We start from the raw sequence: 17,297 nt of genomic DNA, 5'->3' as shown, positions 1-17,297 counted from the left end.
AATTTTCAAATGACAAGCTGAAAAGGATAGCAAAAGTTTGCTTGCCCTATGAACCGATTGTGTTCGCTGATGCGACTGGCTGCGGCCGCCTTTGAAAAAATTGCTATTTATGGACAGACACTAGATATCAAGGACGGCAACCGGTACACTTTGAACTTACGAGTCCTTGGTTAAAATGTGGAGCTAACCAGAGAAGAAATGGAACGAAATTGGAACAAATCAAAAAAACAAACTGGTTAATGTGTTTAATGTCAAGCGGTTGTGTTGTTTTTATCGCTGGACTCAATCCAGCGGGCCTTGCACCAGTGTCGGTTCGATTGCGACCTCCGATTAGCAGGGCGTAGTAAATCATCATACAGGCAACTTTACCATTTAAACCCTGCTGACAATATCTTTCATGTTTTGACGGATCTTTTGGTATTCTTTCTTGCTGATGCCGGCACCGAGAGCAACAGTTTCTGCCATTTCAGCAGAAAGGAAGTCACCCGAATTATGTGCGTCGGCATTAAGGACCAGTGGGGCTCCCGTCTTTGCGGCCATCTTGGCGACATAACCATTAGTCAGGCTGTGCCCTTTCCGACCTGAGAGCTCTAGGTAGATATTGTTTGCAGCCGCAAGTCCGGCATCCTCTTCATTTATAAAGCCAGGGTGAGCCAAGATGTCAACTCCAGCCTCAATCGCTGCCCTGTTTGTGCCGGCGAGGACCGGCTCCACAGGCGTTTCCCCATGTACGACCACCAGTTGAGCGCCTAGTTCGCGGGCTTTTTTTGTCAATGGCTTGATTAACGATGGTGGAACATGAGTCAACTCAACACCGACTATGAGCCTGGTTTTTGTGACGGGATTGAGGTCAGCAGCAGCCAGGGCGATATTTGGGATCAGTATATGTAAATTTGAGGAGTCTGCATGGTCTGTTATGGCAATAGCCTCGTAGCCAAGCGCCTCAACTCTCCGTAGGTGCTCTGATGGAACAAAGGCGCCATCACTGAATAATGTGTGAGTGTGAAGGTCTATCATGTTGTTATCCTTTTAGGACGGGAATCTTGTAAAATAAACTGCTAGTAATCGGTTCTAAAGCTAAGTAATGGCGTGTATCCATCATTCATTTTATCTTTTACCCCGACCCCAGTCTCGCCAATCCTGAAACCCTCCTCAACAAGATACGCTATCTTTCTGACTGCTTTTGAAACGGTCATTCCACCATGTCTAATGTTTGAAATGCAGTTTCGAGCTTCATCGGTTGTACCAGGTTTTGGCTTGCAGGTAATATATGCGCCAAGTGAATTTGGCGAACTCAACCCCGGTCTTTCCCCTATAAGCATCACGACCATTTTTGCCTTTAATAGAGAGCCGATCTCATCTCCGATAGCAACACGCCCGTTGGTAACCATACAAACAGGGGAAGCGCTTAGTGTTGTCTGGTCAACGAGCTTTATTAATCCGTTGGTTACCGCTGCTGCTGTTGCATTTACAGCAGGGGCGGACAAGCCATCGCAGATAACAATACAAAGATCAAAACCGCTCTTCTCGCTACACAATAAATCTCTGGATGTGTGGTTGAGCACCCTCCCCATATCAGGCCTGGTAAGGTATTCCATCCTGGTAGGGGCCATGGAGTGTAGTAACAGCACATTTCTTTTATCAGTCTCCAACGACGAAAGGATGTCACCCGTTTGAACAGGCTGATACACGGCATCTCTTGCTCTTGCATGGGCAAGCTTGAACCTTAGATACTCCTTTAAAGGGAGGCTGATGCCAGCCCTTCCGAGGGCAATTCGGGCGTCGGTATACTGCCGTAACTTTTCCCAGGGATCCTGAGTGATTATTAGTTTGTTTTTACTCATCAAAAGGCCTCCGAGGTCAACCGCAATAGCGTATTCCCATTTTGAATGGATTGCAGTTTGCCTTGGTGATTAAAAATAGACATGCCCTCCAACCATGCGGCGAATTCCGGAGCAGGAGCCAGGTTGAGCAGGTTGCGGATATATGCTGCATCATGAAATGATGTTGATTGATAGTTCAACATGATGTCATCAGCGCCAGGGATGCCCATGATAAAGTTGCACCCTGCATTGCCAAGCAGAGTAAGAAGTATGTCCATGTCGTCCTGGTCGGCTTCAGCATGATTGGTGTAGCAAATATCAACCCCCATGGGCAGGCCCAATAATTTTCCGCAAAAATGATCTTCCAGCCCTGCTCTTTGGATTTGTTTGCCGTTGTAAAGATATTCAGGACCTATAAAACCGACAACGGTGTTGATAAGTAACGGTTTGTATTTCCTTGCAACGCCATATGCCCTTGCTTCCAGTGTCTGTTGGTCAACTCCGTGATGCGCATCTGCAGAAAGGGCACTCCCTTGTCCCGTTTCGAAATACATAACATTCGTGCCGATTGTACCGCGATTCTGGCTCAGGGTTGCGTCCATACCCTGTTTGAGTAGATCAAGAGTTATGCCGAAACTTTTATTGGCTTTTTCTGTTCCTGCAATCGACTGAAAGCAGAGATCCACAGGTGCACCTGCTTCGATAGCTTCAATAGTGGTAGTAACATGGGTTAGAATACAGCTCTGGGTGGGGATTTTGTATTGGGTTATCAGGTCATCAAGCATAAATAGTAACTGCTTGATATTGGCAACGCTATCTGTGGCTGGGTTGATGCCTATCACTGCATCGCCACATCCGTAGCATAGCCCGTCCAGGATAGATGCTACGATGCCGTTCAAGTTATCTGTGGGATGGTTTGGCTGCAACCTGACCGAAAAAGTATTAGGAAGCCCGATGGTATTCCTGAAAGCTGTTATGACGTTACATTTTGAAGCAACCTGAATAAGGTCCTGTATGCGCATGAGTTTTGAGACCGCTGCAACCATTTCCGGCGTTAGGCCTGGCGATAATCTCGCAATCGTTTGGCTGTCTGCCTGATCGGTCAGTAGCCAGTCTCTGAATTCTCCAACCGTAAATGAACTGACCGTTTGAAATGCCACATTGTCATGTTCGTCAAGTATTAAGCGGGATACCTCATCTTCTTCATAAGGGATAATAGGCTCACTTAAAAATCGTTGTAAGGGCGTGTCAGCTAGAGCCATTTGTGCGGTTACCCGGTCTTCTTCATTTTCTGCAGCTATACCGGCAAGAACATCGCCGGACCGAAGAGGTGAGGCTTTTGCTAACAGCTTTTTTAGAGACATCTTTTTCATGGAGTACTCTTCATAAGTTATATCGAAGCGTTTAGGAGTAGTGGTTCTTTTATTTATTGTAATTATGAGGGCTGTGGTTTGAGAGTGATTACCCCCTTAATATTTGCGATATGGTTGCCGGCGTTTATTCAAAAAGTGTCACTTTCCTCTGTCTGCAACGCATTTATGCTAAAACCACATCTTCGATTCGATCCTTAATTTTTAATAATTCCATACTTTTTCTAGCCTTTTTGTCAGTAAATAAAACATCAATATTTTCTGTTGGGCAAAATCCCACACGGCTGGTTCGACCGAGTTTTGTTGAGTCTGCCAGTAAGTAAGACAGCTTGCTATTATCAATCATCGCTCTGGCGATTTCTGCTTCAGCGGGGTCGAAACTTGTCGCACCGTAGTGGGCATCCAGGCCGACCGGTGAGAGGAGTGCTATATCTGCATGGTGACGAAAAATTTCAGCTATTGTCTTTTCACCAAAGGTTGCCGGGAGAGAGTCGTGTAGCATTCCGCCGAGGAGAATCGTCGTAATAGAATTTGCAAGTCGGCATTTTTCAACTGAGAGTCTTTGGGCGACGAAAAGCGAGTTTGTTATTACTGTAATCCCAGTTGTTTTTGCCAACTCTTCTGCCAGTATCGAGGTGGTGCTGCCGGCATCAATAAACAAGGTGTGGCCACTTTTAATTCGTGAAGCCACTGCTTTTGCAATAGCTTTTTTCTCTTTCCTTTGTTCGTTATTTCTTAAGGTTATCGGTGGCTCGTGCTCTGGGTCAAGAGCGATCGCTCCGCCTCTTATTTTTTTTAATTCACCAAGTTGTTCCATTTCAGAGAAATCTCTTCTGATGGTTTCTCTTGATGCGTCCAAATCTTCAGCCGCTCTTTTTATGGTGACCCTGCCATAGGTTTGCAAAAGAGTTCGTATTTTCTGGAATCGCTCTTCTTTCCACATGTATCCTGTACCGTAATTTCTTTGTGGGGAGTGGCAGATGCTGCTCAGCTGCAAAAAACAAAATTGTAATAAATTTTTAACCAGTTTCTCTGAATTCTACTCTGTAAAAGTAATTACACAAATATGAAAAAAAATGATAGACAAAAAACCACAAAAGTGCAAAAGTGGGCAAAATGTCACACGGGATGTAATCAAATTCTAGGAAACTAAATACCAATGGAGGGTAAGATGAGGGCTTTCAATATGCAAAATGTAAAAATATTGGCCACGGGTATCTTTATGGGCTTGGCTTTTTGTTCTCAGGTGCAGGCTGGAGAAATCACAGTGTACAGCGCTTTGGAGGAAGACGAGATAGCAGATTATCTTGCAGTGGCTAAAAAATCATTACCGGATATCGAGATAAATGTGCTCCGTCTTTCAACAGGAGATCTTGGTGCAAGGGTAATTGCCGAGTCTGCAAATCCACAAGCAGATGTTATCTGGGGTTTTGCAGTAACAAATATGGCTGATAAAAAAATTCTTTCACAGCTCGAACCATATAAAGCTGTAAACTCAGAGTCTTTGCCTGCCCAGTATCGGGCTGAAGATGATTCCTGGTTTGCAGCCACTGGATACATGGGCGCTCTTTGCGTTAATACTGCTGTTTTAGAGTCTAAAAAGCTTCCAATGCCAAAGTCGTGGTCTGATTTGACTAACCCTGTCTACAAAGGTGAGGTTGTCATGCCCAACCCGGCATCATCGGGTACAGGGTATCTTCAAGTCGCAGCAATCATACAAGGGGCTGGTGAGGAGGCTGGCTGGAAACTCATAGATGAAATGGATGATAACATGGCGCAGTATACATCATCCGGCTCCAAGCCATGTAAGATGGCACGAGCAGGCGAGTATGCAATAGGTGCTTCCCTTTCCTTTGTTGCAATGAAATCTGTGGAAATGGGATACCCCGTTTCTATGGTAATTCCTTCTGATTGGGCAGGTTACGAGCTCGAGGCTTCAGGCCTTTTGGCTGGGTCAAAGAACAAGGAAGATGCTAAAAAATTCCTGGACTGGACCCTTTCGCAAGAAGCTGCGGAATTATACACCAAATACAAGGCAATTATAACAATTCCTGGATCAAAACCTTCAGAAATGGCAACAGCCGCAGGCCTCCCGGAAAATCTATCAGAAGTCCTCTATCCCGTAGATTTTGCAAAATCTGCTAAGGAAAGACCAGAGATATTAAAAAAGTGGAGCGCAACCACTACGAAATAATGTCCAGCAGAAAACAATCAATATGTAAAACAATGCACCTTGAGCCTGGTAAGTATTAAAAAATGAAACTGTCAATTGAAAACCTGTACAAAACGTTCAGCGGTTTTGTTGCCTTGGACCGTATCAGCATGGAGGTGGGTGAAAATGAGTTCGTCTGTCTTTTAGGGCCGAGTGGTTGCGGGAAAACCACGCTACTGCGAATTATTGCAGGGCTGCTTGACTTTGACGGTGGAGTCATGAGGCTTGGAGGTAATGACCTGGTCGAAATTGCAGCTCGTGACAGAGGGTTTGGTCTTGTCTTTCAATCGTACTCGCTTTTTCCAAATATGACGGTGAAAGAAAATGTGGGATACGGGCTCAAGGTACAAAAAGTTGACAAAAAAGAAATAAGTGAAAGGGTAGCAACGCTCCTCGAACTCATTAAATTACCTGATTTAGCTGATAGATATCCCCATCAATTATCCGGAGGTCAGCAACAGCGCGTAGCCATTGCTCGGGCACTTGCTGTAGAGCCCACATTGTTGCTTCTTGATGAACCTCTTTCAGCTCTTGATGCCAGGGTGAGGGCAGAGATGCGTTTTGAGATTCGTGAGATGCAGCAACGTCTTGGAATACCGACAATCATGGTTACTCACGACCAGGAAGAGGCTTTGACCATGGCTGATAAGATTATCTGCATGAAGGATGGCCGTATTGAGCAGATTGGTACGCCTCGAGAATTATATGCAGAGCCGGCAACTCGGTTTGTTGCAGATTTTGTTGGAGTGAGCAATATTTTACCTACTGCCTGGATTCGAAAAAATTTACCACAGATGATGGACTCGAGGCCAGGGGGAAAAGAGGGTGACTTTGAGTTTGCAGTTCGTCCAGAGCAATTGGTTGTTGATGACCAAAAGGGAGGGGCCGAGATTAAGGACATGCAATACTTGGGGAATTTGAGCAGGGTAACTCTGGACTGGTATGGAGAAGATGTGGTTGTTGAAATGCAGGGCTATCCAAAATTTACAGAGGCTTCTTCTATTCATGTTACTGTAGCAGATGGATGTGGCAGGTGGGTGAAAGTATGAGCAGCGCGGTGGCACAACAATGGTTTAAAAACAGTCAGCTTGTCGGCGATAAGTTGCTGGTCACCTCAGCAGTTTTTTTTCCATTGATTGGTTTATGTATATTCTTTTGCTACCCGTTATTTTTGGTGGCAGGAAAGAGCTTGCAACTAGCCGATGGCACCTACGGTATAGCAAACTACATAAATGTCCTTAAGTCTCCAGGCATTGTAAAGGCCGTTTGCAATAGTATGGTACTCAGTGTCAGCACTACTGCCTTTTGCCTGTTTTTTGGTTTTGCGGTAGCTTTTGCCCTGCAGCGATCCGGGATTGGAGGAAAACGATACCTAAAAGGCGCTCTATCGCTGCCATTACTTGCCCCGTCCCTTGTTCAGGCACTTGGTCTTTTGTTTTTGCTTGGAAGAAATGGTTTAGTGCACAAGTGGACGGGGTGGGATATTGAAATTTATGGCTTCTGGGGGTTGCTCATTGCAAATATTTTGTATGGCTTGCCCCAGGCGATACTGATAATCGAGGCTGCACTGCGCCAATCTGACGCACGGTATTATGAAGCTGCGGAGATTCTTGGCGCTTCCAAGTGGAAGCAGTTTTTTGATATTACCCTGCCAAATGCAAAGTTTGGTATTCTAAGTGCCGGTTTTGTAGTTTTCACAGTCACCATAACCGATTTTGGTAATGCCGCTGTGATTGGCGGCAATTATAAAGTTCTGGCTACGGAAATTTACAGCCAGGTTGTGGGCCAGATGAATTTTGGGATGGGCGCAGTGATTGGAATCCTTCTTCTTTTGCCGACCTTGATTGCAGTCTATATTGAAAGGGTTGCCTCACAAAAACAATTTGGAGGTTCCTCTGAAAGTGCCATACCTGTATCGACGAACTTTTATGCAAAACGAGATGTGCCGCTTGGAGTGTTTGTCCATACCATTGCATCAATAGCCGTGCTTGTTGTAATGACGGTAATCATGGCAAGTTTTATAAAACTGTGGCCTTACCGCATGACATTTACCCTCGCTAACTACAATATAACGCTTAGTGGTGGATATACGCCTCTTTGGACATCTTTGCTGGTTTCTGTTGAAGCCGCAGTTCTTGGGGTTGTTTTCCTGTTTGCCCTGGCCTTTAGCATGAAAAGAATTCCTCCAAAATTGGCAAAGCTAGTCTATCTGCTGGCTGTCCTGCCAGTGGGTGTTCCAGGGCTGGTTTTAGGTATTTCATATGTTCTTGCCTTTAATGTGAGTGATAATATGCTGGGGATGCTGTATGGCAGTAGTTTTTTGATAGCTCTCTGTAATTTTTATCACTACCATTCACAAGGTTTCCTGACCATGATAACAGGGGTCCGCGCAGTGCCTCCTGCTTTAGAGGAGACGGTCTCCTGTTTTGGCGGCGGAAATGTAAGAATTCTTCGCGATGCTGTTTTGCCATTTATGGGGCCAACCATAATATCTGTCTTCTTTTTTATCTTCATGCGATCCATGGTAACTCTTTCAGCTGTTATTTTTCTTATTTCATCAAAAGTAAGCGTAGCCGCAGTCTCAGTGATGAGACTCGACGAGGCTGGATTCACGTCTCAGGCGGCAGCTTTCTCAACCTGTATCATGATTACTGTGATTCTTGCGATGGGCTTGATGAACTCACTCATTTACCTCTATTCAATAAGTGGCGCCGGAAAAGAGGCAAGTAGCGATCAACAAGGAATAGAGAAAAGGGGACTTGCAAGGATGGTCGATCGGACATACTGTTGGTCAAGTACGTAGCCTTTGAATTTGAGTTGATCCCCGGAACTGTGTAAATATCAACAGCTTATTTTTTGTTAACATTGTCAGGTTACATCTCGCAATAAGGCCGTAAATTGTAGAATGTAGATGCCTACTGTTTATCCTTTTGAAAAAGCGCAAATTTCGCGCTCCCCTTAGCGAAAGGTGTTTGCAACAATGTCATATATATCTAAACCATCTGCTGAGCCCTGCGTAACGACCTTCGATGAGTTTGTTCGATTAGCTGATTATTCTCTGATGGATACCTTGAATGCCGACCCTGATGCCACCGGAGATGGTGATGATCACTGTGCCCGTCAGGTTTTTTCCGGTCATTTCGTACCTGTGAAACCCACGCCGCTTGCAGAACCGGAATATGTAACCCATAGCAGCACTTTTTTTAATGAACTTGGGCTAAGCGACGAACTGGCGCTTAATGTACAATTTCGCCGGGTATTCTCTGGTGATCTCTCTGCTACGCATGAGCCTATGCGTCAGGTTGGCTGGGCGACTGGCTATGCATTGTCGATTTATGGCACCGAATATACCCAGCAATGTCCATTTGGTACCGGCAATGGTTATGGTGATGGTCGGGCGATATCTGTATTTGAAGGAATACTCAATGGGCAGCGCTGGGAAATGCAATTAAAAGGTGGCGGCACAACGCCTTATTGCCGTGGTGCCGACGGACGCGCAGTACTACGTTCAAGTGTGCGTGAATTTCTAGCGCAAGAATATATGCAGGCTTTAGGTGTTCCAACATCGCGCTCTTTAACACTGTATGTTTCTAAATCTGAGACCGTTACCCGGCCTTGGTATTCTCAAGACTCCCACTCCACCGATCCTGATATCTTGGTGGACAATCCTGTGGCGATTTCAACTCGCGTTGCACCATCCTTTTTGCGCGTTGGTCAGCTGGAGTTGTTTGCCCGCCGCGCTCGCAGCAATGCTCATCCGGGAGCACTAGAAGAGTTGCGCATGATTGTTTCGCATTTAATTGAGCGAGAATACAAAAGCAACATTAATCAACACCTTGTTTTTGCAGATCAATTGGTTGAGTTGGCTAAGCAATTTCGCCGGCGTCTTACTTCACTGGTGGCCAATTGGCAACGGGTTGGTTACTGCCAGGGTAATTACAACAGTGACAACTGCGCTGCAGGTGGCTTTACCCTCGACTATGGACCTTTTGGATTCTGTGAAGTATTTGACCCTGAGTTTCAACCTTGGACTGGCGGCGGCGAACACTTTTCATTCTTTAATCAGCCAATCGCAGCGGAAGCGAATTACCATATGTTTTGGACAGCTGTGAGACCGTTACTCGCAGAAGATACTGAAGCTTTAGAACATTTCGACCAAGTGCGCCATGGCTTTGCAGAAGCAATGCAAAAACAAATCCAAAAAATGTGGGCGGCCAAACTTGGCTTGACTGAACATAACCCGAAGCTATTAAAAAAATTAATGCAGTTAATGATCCACTCAGAGGTAGATTACACCATTTTCTTCCGTGAGTTATCCCATATACCAGCGGATGTTTCAGCATTGAAAAAGAGCTTCTACGTTAAAACTTCACAACAACTCGATGAGCAATGGCAAGCTTGGCTGACAAGCTGGCGCGATCTCGTCTTTAAAGACGGCAACTTGGCTGAGATATCAGCAAGTATGAAACAGACTAACCCAAAATACGCATGGCGAGAGTGGTTGATCGTCCCCGCCTACCAACAGGCCATGCAGGGCGACTACACTTTAGTTAGAGAGTTGCAGGAAGTACTTAGCTACCCATATGATGAGCAATCACAAGAAGTAGAGGATAAATACTATCGTCTAAAGCCTAGGGCGTTTTTTAACGTTGGTGGCGTGTCGCACTATAGCTGTTCATCTTGATTTTGAATAAAAAATGAAAAATTAAAATCAGGTTTGTCCTGCTGGTCACAGCTAACGTGCCTGATCCGCCACTTTATTGTTACCATATCAAAGGTCTGAAAATCTTACCAGTGGCTTTATTTGGCCTTATTCTCGTGAGGGTATCACCTGGAGGGAGTGTTAGCCTGACCGTACTTACTCCCAAGGTAGGAAAAGTGAATTTTTAGCCCACTATAGTGCCGGCTTTGCGAGGTGCTCTTTGCAGTATTCACCTTAAAACCACCGCCACGCTTGCCATCAACTCTTTACCTTACCGTTTACCGTGGTCTTTCCCTGTTTGATTTTTTCTCGGTGGAGAACAAACTCTATCGTGATAGTTTTTACTATTATTTTTTTACTATTCATCTCCCGTTGAATTGTATGTCAACAGCCTTACTCTATTAATTATAGAAGCGATGAAGCAGTAGAGTAGCACTTAAGATGAATTTCTCGCTGCCTAGTGGCTGTACTCAAAAGATAGGATCAAGACCCAATATAAAAATTATTTTTGAATATAAACGGAGGATGTTATGCAAGGTCAAATTATTTCTCAAGAATTCAATAGAATGGTATGGGTAAGGGATAAAAATCGTGCACAATACTCTTGCTACATTGATAGAGATCGTAAGGTAACAAATAAAGAAGATCTCTCCGAAAATGAACAAAACAGTTGTATGAATCTAAACCTTGTTTTAGGTGACAGCTGGTAGCATGATTACCCTATAATTCCCCTCACTGCGCCCTCTGGTATTTTTTTACAGAGGGCGTTGTTGTTTATAGTTGTGGAGCGGGGGGATGATTCTGTTTTAGAAAATTTCGGCTGCTGAGCATCGATCTTGGGATTAACAGATTGAACAAAAAAAATTGCCGTACCTGCTCCCAAAGTAGGATCACTGAGCTCTTAGCCCAATATAGTGCAGGTTTTGCGAGGTCCTCTTGCGGGATTTACGTTAATAGCACATGTAAATGAGTTGCCCCCCACCAGGCTTGCCACCAAACCTTCGTCGCTTATCATAGATGTCCTCGATAAATTTGCTGCTGATTTAAAATACGGCGGTTTTTCCCAATCCCTCTTCGTGACACCTGACAGGAAAAAGCTAAATCAGCCGAATTGGCAAAGCGGTTTAGATTGCCAATAGCTCCATGAATAGCATAGACTGAATGATATGAGGAAACCGGATTTTATGAAACTACTGTATGGTATCCATTCAGAATGTATAAGTTTATCAGGGAATAGATGCCTCGCCAGTCATTGATTTGAATGATATCGAGTTTCTGGATAATAACTTGTTGTGTATTGATAAAAAGGCAGACATCCCATTTATGGAGGGCAACATGAAGATTACATTCAGATTTATGCAATTACTTGCTGGCTACTTCGTTTTATTAGCGCTCTGTATCTCCCCTGCCTTTGCAGACAAACACAAAAAAGAGAAATACGAGAGAGAATCGTTTTCTTCCATTACCAATGAAATTTACAAGCAAGAATGTAGTGCTTGTCATTTCAACTATCACCCAGGTTTGCTTCCTGCTGTTTCCTGGGAAAAAATTATAAATACTTTGCCTGCCCATTTTGATAAAGAGGTTTCCATAGAAGAAAAATATTTAAATGAAATTGAAAAATACTTAACAGAAAATGCTGCTGAAAATTCATCATCCAAAAGAGCAAGAAAAATATTGAAAAGCCTTAATGGCCAAGCTCCTCTTAGAATAACAGAAACTCCATACATAAAAGAGAAACATCATGAATTGAGTTCAACCGTTTTTGGCAGGCCTTCAGTTGGTTCAAGATCAAATTGTATTGCTTGTCATACAACAGCTGAACAAGGTGATTATGACGACGACAATGTAAAAATACCGAAATAAAAACCACATATCAAGCCGCTTCACCACGCTTCACTACGCCCCACTGGACTGGCTGAAGCTCGCCGGTGAACTTAGGTTAGGCGCTCAATAAAAGTCATATGATTTGAGGGAATGGCATGTCATCGACAGGTGATTCAAAGGTAGATCAAACAGCATCACCTCGCCAGTGGTTCAGATTAGTTGTGGTGTATCTCCTAATCCCGCTAATTTTATTTATATGCGGTGGCGACCTCGGTTGGTGGCAGGCCTGGCTATATTCCATGCTTATCTTGGCCGCTGGTATTGGTGGGCGCATGTGGGCGGAACGGCGGCATCCCGGATTAACAGCCGAAAGACAAAATATGGAGAAGGTCCAAAATGCGAAAGCCTGGGACAAAGTGCTTGCTCCACTGATGGCGTTGAGTGTGAGTTTTCCACTGGTCATTGTTGCCGGGCTGGATCATCGCTTTGGCTGGTCACCCCTGTTTCCATTGTGGCTCATCGTGCTCGGCTTCCTCTTGATCTCGCTCGGATACGCTTTCGCTGCGTGGGCATTGATAGAGAATCGCTTTTTCTCCAGCGTGGTGCGTATTCAGGTGGATCGAGGACATGTGGTGTGTGACAGTGGTCCCTATCGGATTGTGCGACATCCTGGCTATGCTGGAAATATGTTGGCACTCCCGGGTATTGTGCTGGCCTTAAGCTCGACGTGGACACTTATTCCGGCAGCGCTTGCGCTAATCATCGCGGTGATTAGAACGGCGCTAGAGGACCAGACTCTACAGGACGAATTGCCGGGCTATCGCGATTATGCGCGACGCATACGCTATCGTTTGATTACGGGGATTTACTGAAGATGCGACCAGATAGCAGCGCCTAAGAAGGCGCTCGTTCGGAAACAAACCACGCTGCGCCTCGTTTGCGCCGCACAGCTTGATCGTTAACATTGCCACATTGAAGGTCTGAAAATCTTACTATTACCTCTAGCTGACCTTGTTCCTGTACCATTAAAGCGTGACCATACGCCTGAAACTCATCCAAAATAGAGCATCTAAAGTTATTGATTTTTCCAGAGAATCCATAAACTGTTGTTGCTTCATTTTGATCATAACGGATGAATGATTACTTTCGTATTGTGCAGAGAAATTTGATTTTAGGTTGCCATGACAAGCCAACTGTGAAAGTATCTCGCACCCAATTTCCCTCTACTGTGAACACATAGTTTTGGTGAGTTTTATTATAGAAGGTGTGGGAACGATCAACGTTTTGGAAGACTTACGCTCATCTTGAGGCTATCTGGACTGACCTATACCGACCAGAACTTTGTCATCAAGGCCTGAGCCCAGCGGCTTGCAAGTCAGCTGGCACTCGCGTAGCATGTCCCGTTTCTAGTCCCCACGTGGAGGAGGGATAAGATCACAGTTATTTTTCCATCGCTAGCTACGTCGAAGATCATTTTCTATTTCATAACCATTTTGTACGCTGATTCGTGAGTAGCAGCCGATAAAACCTTTCAAGAGTAAAGGAGGATAAGGGGGGCGCATGATTGCAGAGACTTCATACCGCGTCGCGGCGGTACAGATGATATCGGTTCCAGATGTATCCGAAAATCTTGTGCAGGCAGGGCGCCTTGTAGCAGAGGCTGTAGCCCGGGGTGCGCGCCTGATCGTATTGCCCGAGAATTTTGCCATAATGAGCAAAAACGAGCATGACAAAATACAAGTCGCGGAGGACGATGGTGTTGGTCCGATCCAGGATTTCCTTGTAGCTTCTGCGAAACAGCATGGGATCTGGCTCGTCGGAGGTACGGTGCCACTCATCTCAGGCTGCCCTGGCAAAATACGCAATGTTTGTCTGGTCTATTCCCCATTGGGAGAGCGTATAGCCCGCTACGACAAAATCCATTTATTCGGGTTTGATAACGGACTGGAGCGGCATGACGAATCTGCAACCGTCGAGGCCGGCGATAAGGTGGTCACCTTTGTGGCAGAGGGTAGACGGGTTGGTCTGTCTGTCTGCTATGACCTTCGTTTTCCTGAACTTTTCCGGGCAATGGGAGAGGTGGACCTGATAGTGCTGCCGGCTGCATTCACATACCCCACCGGCCTTGCACATTGGGAGGTACTGCTCAGGGCCCGAGCTATCGAAAACCAGTGTTACTTAATTGCAGCTGCCCAGGGAGGCCATCACCCATCGGGACGCCGCACCTATGGGGACAGCATGATTGTTGATCCGTGGGGTGATGTTTTAGCGCGCCGCTCAGAGGGTCCAGGGGTGGTTATCGCAGAAATATCATCTCATCACCTGCAACTGATACGCCTGCGACTGCCAGCCTTAAAAGATCGTCGCCTCATCTGATGCTTTAGACTCCTCTTTGTATTGTGCATTTACCAATCCAACAGTACGGCCATACCGATCTGTATCGATCATGTAAATGTTGACATTATTCGCACGCACCAGCTTATTAGTCAGCTTTTTGCCTGGTTGCCGTAGGCTTGTTTCTTCTCAGGTGTATCGATGCCGTAGAGGCGGATCTTGACCTGCTGATTGCCATGTTGCACTTTAATGGTGTCTCCCCTCCCCCCAGCCACGCCAATTACTTTACCAGTCCAGGCGAAGGCGGGTAGTGGCAGCAGGAATAGCAACCCAATTAATAATGGAAAAACAGCACGCTTACTCATTGAGATTGTTCAATCACTTCTGGATATTCCTCAACGGTCTTCCTTTCGTTCAACCACCATTGCACACTAAACAAGCCAATGACCAAGGCTGCCAACAGAATTATATGCCAAGGTTTCAACTTATCACTTATAAAACGGCCCTTTGTTCTTCGACCAGACATAGCCCGCACATCCATACAGAAAAGGTTCTCTTATATTCGGTTCAACCAACACAAAGCCACTTAGGATTCACATAAATTAGCTTTGATCTCGTTCTGAAATGCGTTGTTAAATCCATTCTTGGACTTCCGATTCCACCCACCCAACAGCCCGAGCACCAAGATTAATTTGCTTGGGAAATTTACCTTTCTTGATAAGTTCATAGATATTGGACCTAGATATCTTGGGAAGATTTGTCACATCTGGCAGCCTTATAATCCTATAATTTACTGTCATGACATTATCTCCTTTGGTGGTACATCTATTTACTCTTGTCTTTTGCCCAAAGAGCCAATTTTATCGATAGCTGTAAGCTTGTGGTCGTGCAATAGGTGCGTGTACCGCTGCACCATCTGTAAAGTTCGGTGGCCTAAAATATCAGCGAGAGTACGAATATCAACTCCTGCCATTATCAAATGGCTTGCTGCCGTATGTCGAAAGATCATGCATGTGAATGTCCGGTAGGCCAGCTCTCTGCTTGGCATGGTTGAATGCCTCCCTGAATCGAATTCCAGGCCGTGCTTTAACACGAGGAGCCTGTAGCTGATCTTCTTTTAAAAAAACCAGTTTATTACCCTCAGCCTCTGTGAGCGTGCTTAAATTGGAGAGTTCCTTTGCAAGTTCCTTGGTTAAGGGTACCCAGCGAGAGTCACTATTTTTCGTAGCCTGCAAAAATATTGTCCTTTTCCCACAGTCGATTTGATTCCAACGCAACCCAGCTGCCTCAGAGGCTCGCATACCGGTATGCAGGAGAGTAAGGATATATGCGTATAAAATTTTATTTCTCGATTTCCGACAGGCGCTCAATAATCTGATTGCCTCGTCTTCCGTCAAAAACCTGGTTCTCCCTTTTGGAGGTGTAGGTCTCTCAATGTCCTCTACAGGATTATCAACTGGGATTCCCCACTCTTTCCGAGCTTTGAAGAATAAATGTCACAACAACGCCTGCTCCAGCCGAACTGAATATGCCGAAACTATTTGCATCCTTGTATCTCTGTAGTCAGCAACAATAGCAGCAGAAATTGCACCCAATGGTGTATCACGCCCAATCTGATCCACTAATTGCTTAGCAGATGCCTTTTCCCTCATGTGTGTGGTCGTCGCTTTTCTACTCGAAATTGTTTTGAGATACTTCTCGATAGCCTCACCAAATGAGATTTTCAAAGCAAGACGCGGGTCATTGTATTTTTTTGCTTTAATAATCTCTTCTGTCCCTGCTGCCCATACCATGGCCTCGCCTTTGGTATCAAATGTCCGGCTTACAGAGGGATGCCCTTTCATGCGAACAGTGGCGGTATAACTCCAGCCCTTTTTATTTTTCCGTTTTGTGATCCGTGCCATCGATGCCAATTATTTTTTCTGTTCCACTTTTGTTCCACTTTTTTATAAAAAGATAGCATAAAAAAGCAAAAGATGGCAAGCGGCATGAAAATGGCAAAAAGCACAAAAAAAGGCCTTACCCCAGTATTACGGGGATAAGGCCTTATAATTTTGGTTGAGGTCGGAGCCACTATCCAGCCATATTAAAACAGATTTACAAACACATAAGAAACATATATTTTTCCAATTTCAACTTCGTACCCGCAACTGTACCCGCTTTGTGCAGCGACTGGGTGTGAACTATCCTGACGTAAAAAAGGGCATTCCGTATGACTTTTGAACTATATGCTCAGGTAAAAAATCAGACTTGAAAGAGCTGTATAACCTATCAGCAAATGCCAACCGGCGCCCAACGCACAAAAACATACCTTGCATTTAGCCCTTTTCAAAAAGCTGATAGGCTAAGTAGCTGACGTGGTAACAATGTTGACTGCATTCTTTTTTACCTCCGCTATAATTTTAGTCATGTAGGAGGAAAACTGTTCGTCCAAGCCAAATTCAGAAAAATCATCATTCAGCTCAACCTTTTTCTTTATGGCTTTTCTGCAATTCCAATACGTCAGTGGTCCACAAACACGCGCGACATTGAGAATGTCAGCATTAACTTCATCTAAAATCTCTGCATACGCGGTATTTGCTGATACAACGATTTCATCTTTAACCACCGATCCTGTAAGTTCATTATCAGTAACACCTGGTTGTACTTCCAAATCACCCGTGTAAGATTTTACCGCTTGAGATACTTTCTCCAAACATTGCCGTCCCTTCAACTTATACGCAAGAACCGGATTATCTTTCGCTAAAGCTTCAAGTGAGCTATCAAATGAAGCTTGAAATTTTTCATCCAAACTATTTGGAATCGCAGAGTGAAGATCCTCAAAATACACCTGAATGAGTGGTGCAAGCTGCTCTGTCATTTTATCGTAATTTTCATCTACAGGGAACCCTGCTTCTTTTAGCCCGACTTTCGCAATTCGCGACCATGTGGACGTGTAACTTGCTGTTTTTCCATAATCGACAATTTTAGGTCGGCACTACACGGCTTTTTTACAGGCCGCTTTGTCTGCTGCAATCCGTGGCGGAGGT

18 protein-coding genes are annotated in these 17,297 nt (G+C 44.9%); 8 read left to right on the top strand and 10 right to left on the bottom strand.

Features of this window, described 5'->3' with window-relative positions; all coding sequences use genetic code 11:
* Positions 1 to 372: 372 nt before the first annotated feature.
* From JWH17_RS21680 to JWH17_RS21665, 4 genes are all read right to left on the bottom strand, one after another.
* On the bottom strand, positions 373 to 1,017 hold the full coding sequence (locus JWH17_RS21680) for a histidinol phosphate phosphatase domain-containing protein (protein ID WP_205224793.1): 645 nt from the start codon (positions 1,015 to 1,017) through the stop codon (positions 373 to 375).
* 41 nt (positions 1,018 to 1,058) lie between these two features.
* Complete coding sequence (gene eutC, locus JWH17_RS21675; protein ID WP_205224792.1) at positions 1,059 to 1,844, bottom strand: ethanolamine ammonia-lyase subunit EutC; 786 nt, start codon at positions 1,842 to 1,844, stop codon at positions 1,059 to 1,061.
* On the bottom strand, positions 1,844 to 3,196 hold the full coding sequence (locus tag JWH17_RS21670) for an ethanolamine ammonia-lyase subunit EutB (RefSeq protein WP_205224791.1): 1,353 nt from the start codon (positions 3,194 to 3,196) through the stop codon (positions 1,844 to 1,846). Before JWH17_RS21670 ends, eutC begins: the two co-directional genes overlap by 1 nt.
* A 163-nt stretch (positions 3,197 to 3,359) precedes the next feature.
* Positions 3,360 to 4,136, bottom strand: a complete 777-nt coding sequence (locus tag JWH17_RS21665; protein ID WP_205224790.1) for a DeoR/GlpR family DNA-binding transcription regulator — start codon at positions 4,134 to 4,136, stop codon at positions 3,360 to 3,362.
* A gap of 279 nt (positions 4,137 to 4,415) precedes the next feature.
* On the opposite strand from JWH17_RS21665, the gene JWH17_RS21660 reads away from it, so the two are divergent.
* The 8 genes from JWH17_RS21660 (at position 4,416) to JWH17_RS21625 (ending at position 14,310) form a co-directional block, all read left to right on the top strand.
* A complete protein-coding gene (locus JWH17_RS21660; RefSeq protein ID WP_369125076.1) occupies positions 4,416 to 5,387 on the top strand; it encodes an ABC transporter substrate-binding protein in 972 nt (323 codons plus the stop codon).
* A 62-nt stretch (positions 5,388 to 5,449) separates the two neighbouring features.
* Positions 5,450 to 6,454, top strand: coding sequence for an ABC transporter ATP-binding protein (locus tag JWH17_RS21655; protein WP_205224788.1), 1,005 nt, complete (start codon positions 5,450 to 5,452; stop codon positions 6,452 to 6,454).
* The gene (locus JWH17_RS21650; protein ID WP_205224787.1) at positions 6,451 to 8,208 is read left to right on the top strand and encodes an ABC transporter permease subunit; all 1,758 of its coding nucleotides are present in this window, start codon (positions 6,451 to 6,453) and stop codon (positions 8,206 to 8,208) included. Before JWH17_RS21655 ends, JWH17_RS21650 begins: the two co-directional genes overlap by 4 nt.
* Positions 8,209 to 8,385: 177 nt before the next feature.
* The gene (locus tag JWH17_RS21645; protein WP_205224786.1) at positions 8,386 to 10,089 is read left to right on the top strand and encodes a protein adenylyltransferase SelO; all 1,704 of its coding nucleotides are present in this window, start codon (positions 8,386 to 8,388) and stop codon (positions 10,087 to 10,089) included.
* A gap of 548 nt (positions 10,090 to 10,637) precedes the next feature.
* Positions 10,638 to 10,817 carry a hypothetical protein gene (locus JWH17_RS21640; protein ID WP_205224785.1) on the top strand — a complete coding sequence of 60 codons (180 nt, stop codon included), beginning with the start codon at positions 10,638 to 10,640 and terminating at the stop codon, positions 10,815 to 10,817.
* 625 nt (positions 10,818 to 11,442) lie between these two features.
* The gene (locus JWH17_RS21635; protein ID WP_232371249.1) at positions 11,443 to 11,973 is read left to right on the top strand and encodes a diheme cytochrome c; all 531 of its coding nucleotides are present in this window, start codon (positions 11,443 to 11,445) and stop codon (positions 11,971 to 11,973) included.
* Between the two features lie 116 nt (positions 11,974 to 12,089).
* Positions 12,090 to 12,806 carry a methyltransferase family protein gene (locus JWH17_RS21630; protein WP_205224784.1) on the top strand — a complete coding sequence of 239 codons (717 nt, stop codon included), beginning with the start codon at positions 12,090 to 12,092 and terminating at the stop codon, positions 12,804 to 12,806.
* Between the two features lie 688 nt (positions 12,807 to 13,494).
* A complete protein-coding gene (locus JWH17_RS21625; protein ID WP_205224783.1) occupies positions 13,495 to 14,310 on the top strand; it encodes a carbon-nitrogen hydrolase family protein in 816 nt (271 codons plus the stop codon).
* 110 nt (positions 14,311 to 14,420) lie between these two features.
* Here the strand turns inward: JWH17_RS21625 and JWH17_RS21620 are convergent, their stop codons facing one another.
* The 6 genes from JWH17_RS21620 to JWH17_RS21595 form a co-directional block, all read right to left on the bottom strand.
* Positions 14,421 to 14,633, bottom strand: a complete 213-nt coding sequence (locus tag JWH17_RS21620) for a thermonuclease family protein (protein WP_205224782.1) — start codon at positions 14,631 to 14,633, stop codon at positions 14,421 to 14,423.
* A gap of 267 nt (positions 14,634 to 14,900) precedes the next feature.
* Positions 14,901 to 15,068 carry a helix-turn-helix transcriptional regulator gene (locus JWH17_RS21615; protein ID WP_205224781.1) on the bottom strand — a complete coding sequence of 56 codons (168 nt, stop codon included), beginning with the start codon at positions 15,066 to 15,068 and terminating at the stop codon, positions 14,901 to 14,903.
* A 29-nt stretch (positions 15,069 to 15,097) separates the two neighbouring features.
* Positions 15,098 to 15,241 (bottom strand): hypothetical protein, encoded by a 144-nt coding sequence (locus JWH17_RS24745; protein ID WP_205224780.1) that lies wholly within the window; start codon positions 15,239 to 15,241, stop codon positions 15,098 to 15,100.
* Positions 15,228 to 15,665: a site-specific integrase gene (locus JWH17_RS21605; protein ID WP_205224779.1), complete on the bottom strand. Its 438-nt coding sequence runs from the start codon at positions 15,663 to 15,665 to the stop codon at positions 15,228 to 15,230. Before JWH17_RS21605 ends, JWH17_RS24745 begins: the two co-directional genes overlap by 14 nt.
* 99 nt (positions 15,666 to 15,764) lie before the next feature.
* A complete protein-coding gene (locus JWH17_RS21600; RefSeq protein ID WP_205224778.1) occupies positions 15,765 to 16,172 on the bottom strand; it encodes a hypothetical protein in 408 nt (135 codons plus the stop codon).
* Positions 16,173 to 16,612: 440 nt separating this feature from the next.
* Positions 16,613 to 17,128: a hypothetical protein gene (locus JWH17_RS21595; RefSeq protein WP_205224777.1), complete on the bottom strand. Its 516-nt coding sequence runs from the start codon at positions 17,126 to 17,128 to the stop codon at positions 16,613 to 16,615.
* Positions 17,129 to 17,297 lie beyond the last annotated feature (169 nt).

This window comes from Desulfogranum marinum, from assembly GCF_016918565.1.
GTDB lineage: Bacteria > Desulfobacterota > Desulfobulbia > Desulfobulbales > Desulfobulbaceae > Desulfogranum > Desulfogranum marinum.
The sequence above is the reverse complement of the archived record's forward strand: the minus strand, read 5'-3'. Positions and strand labels throughout refer to the sequence as shown.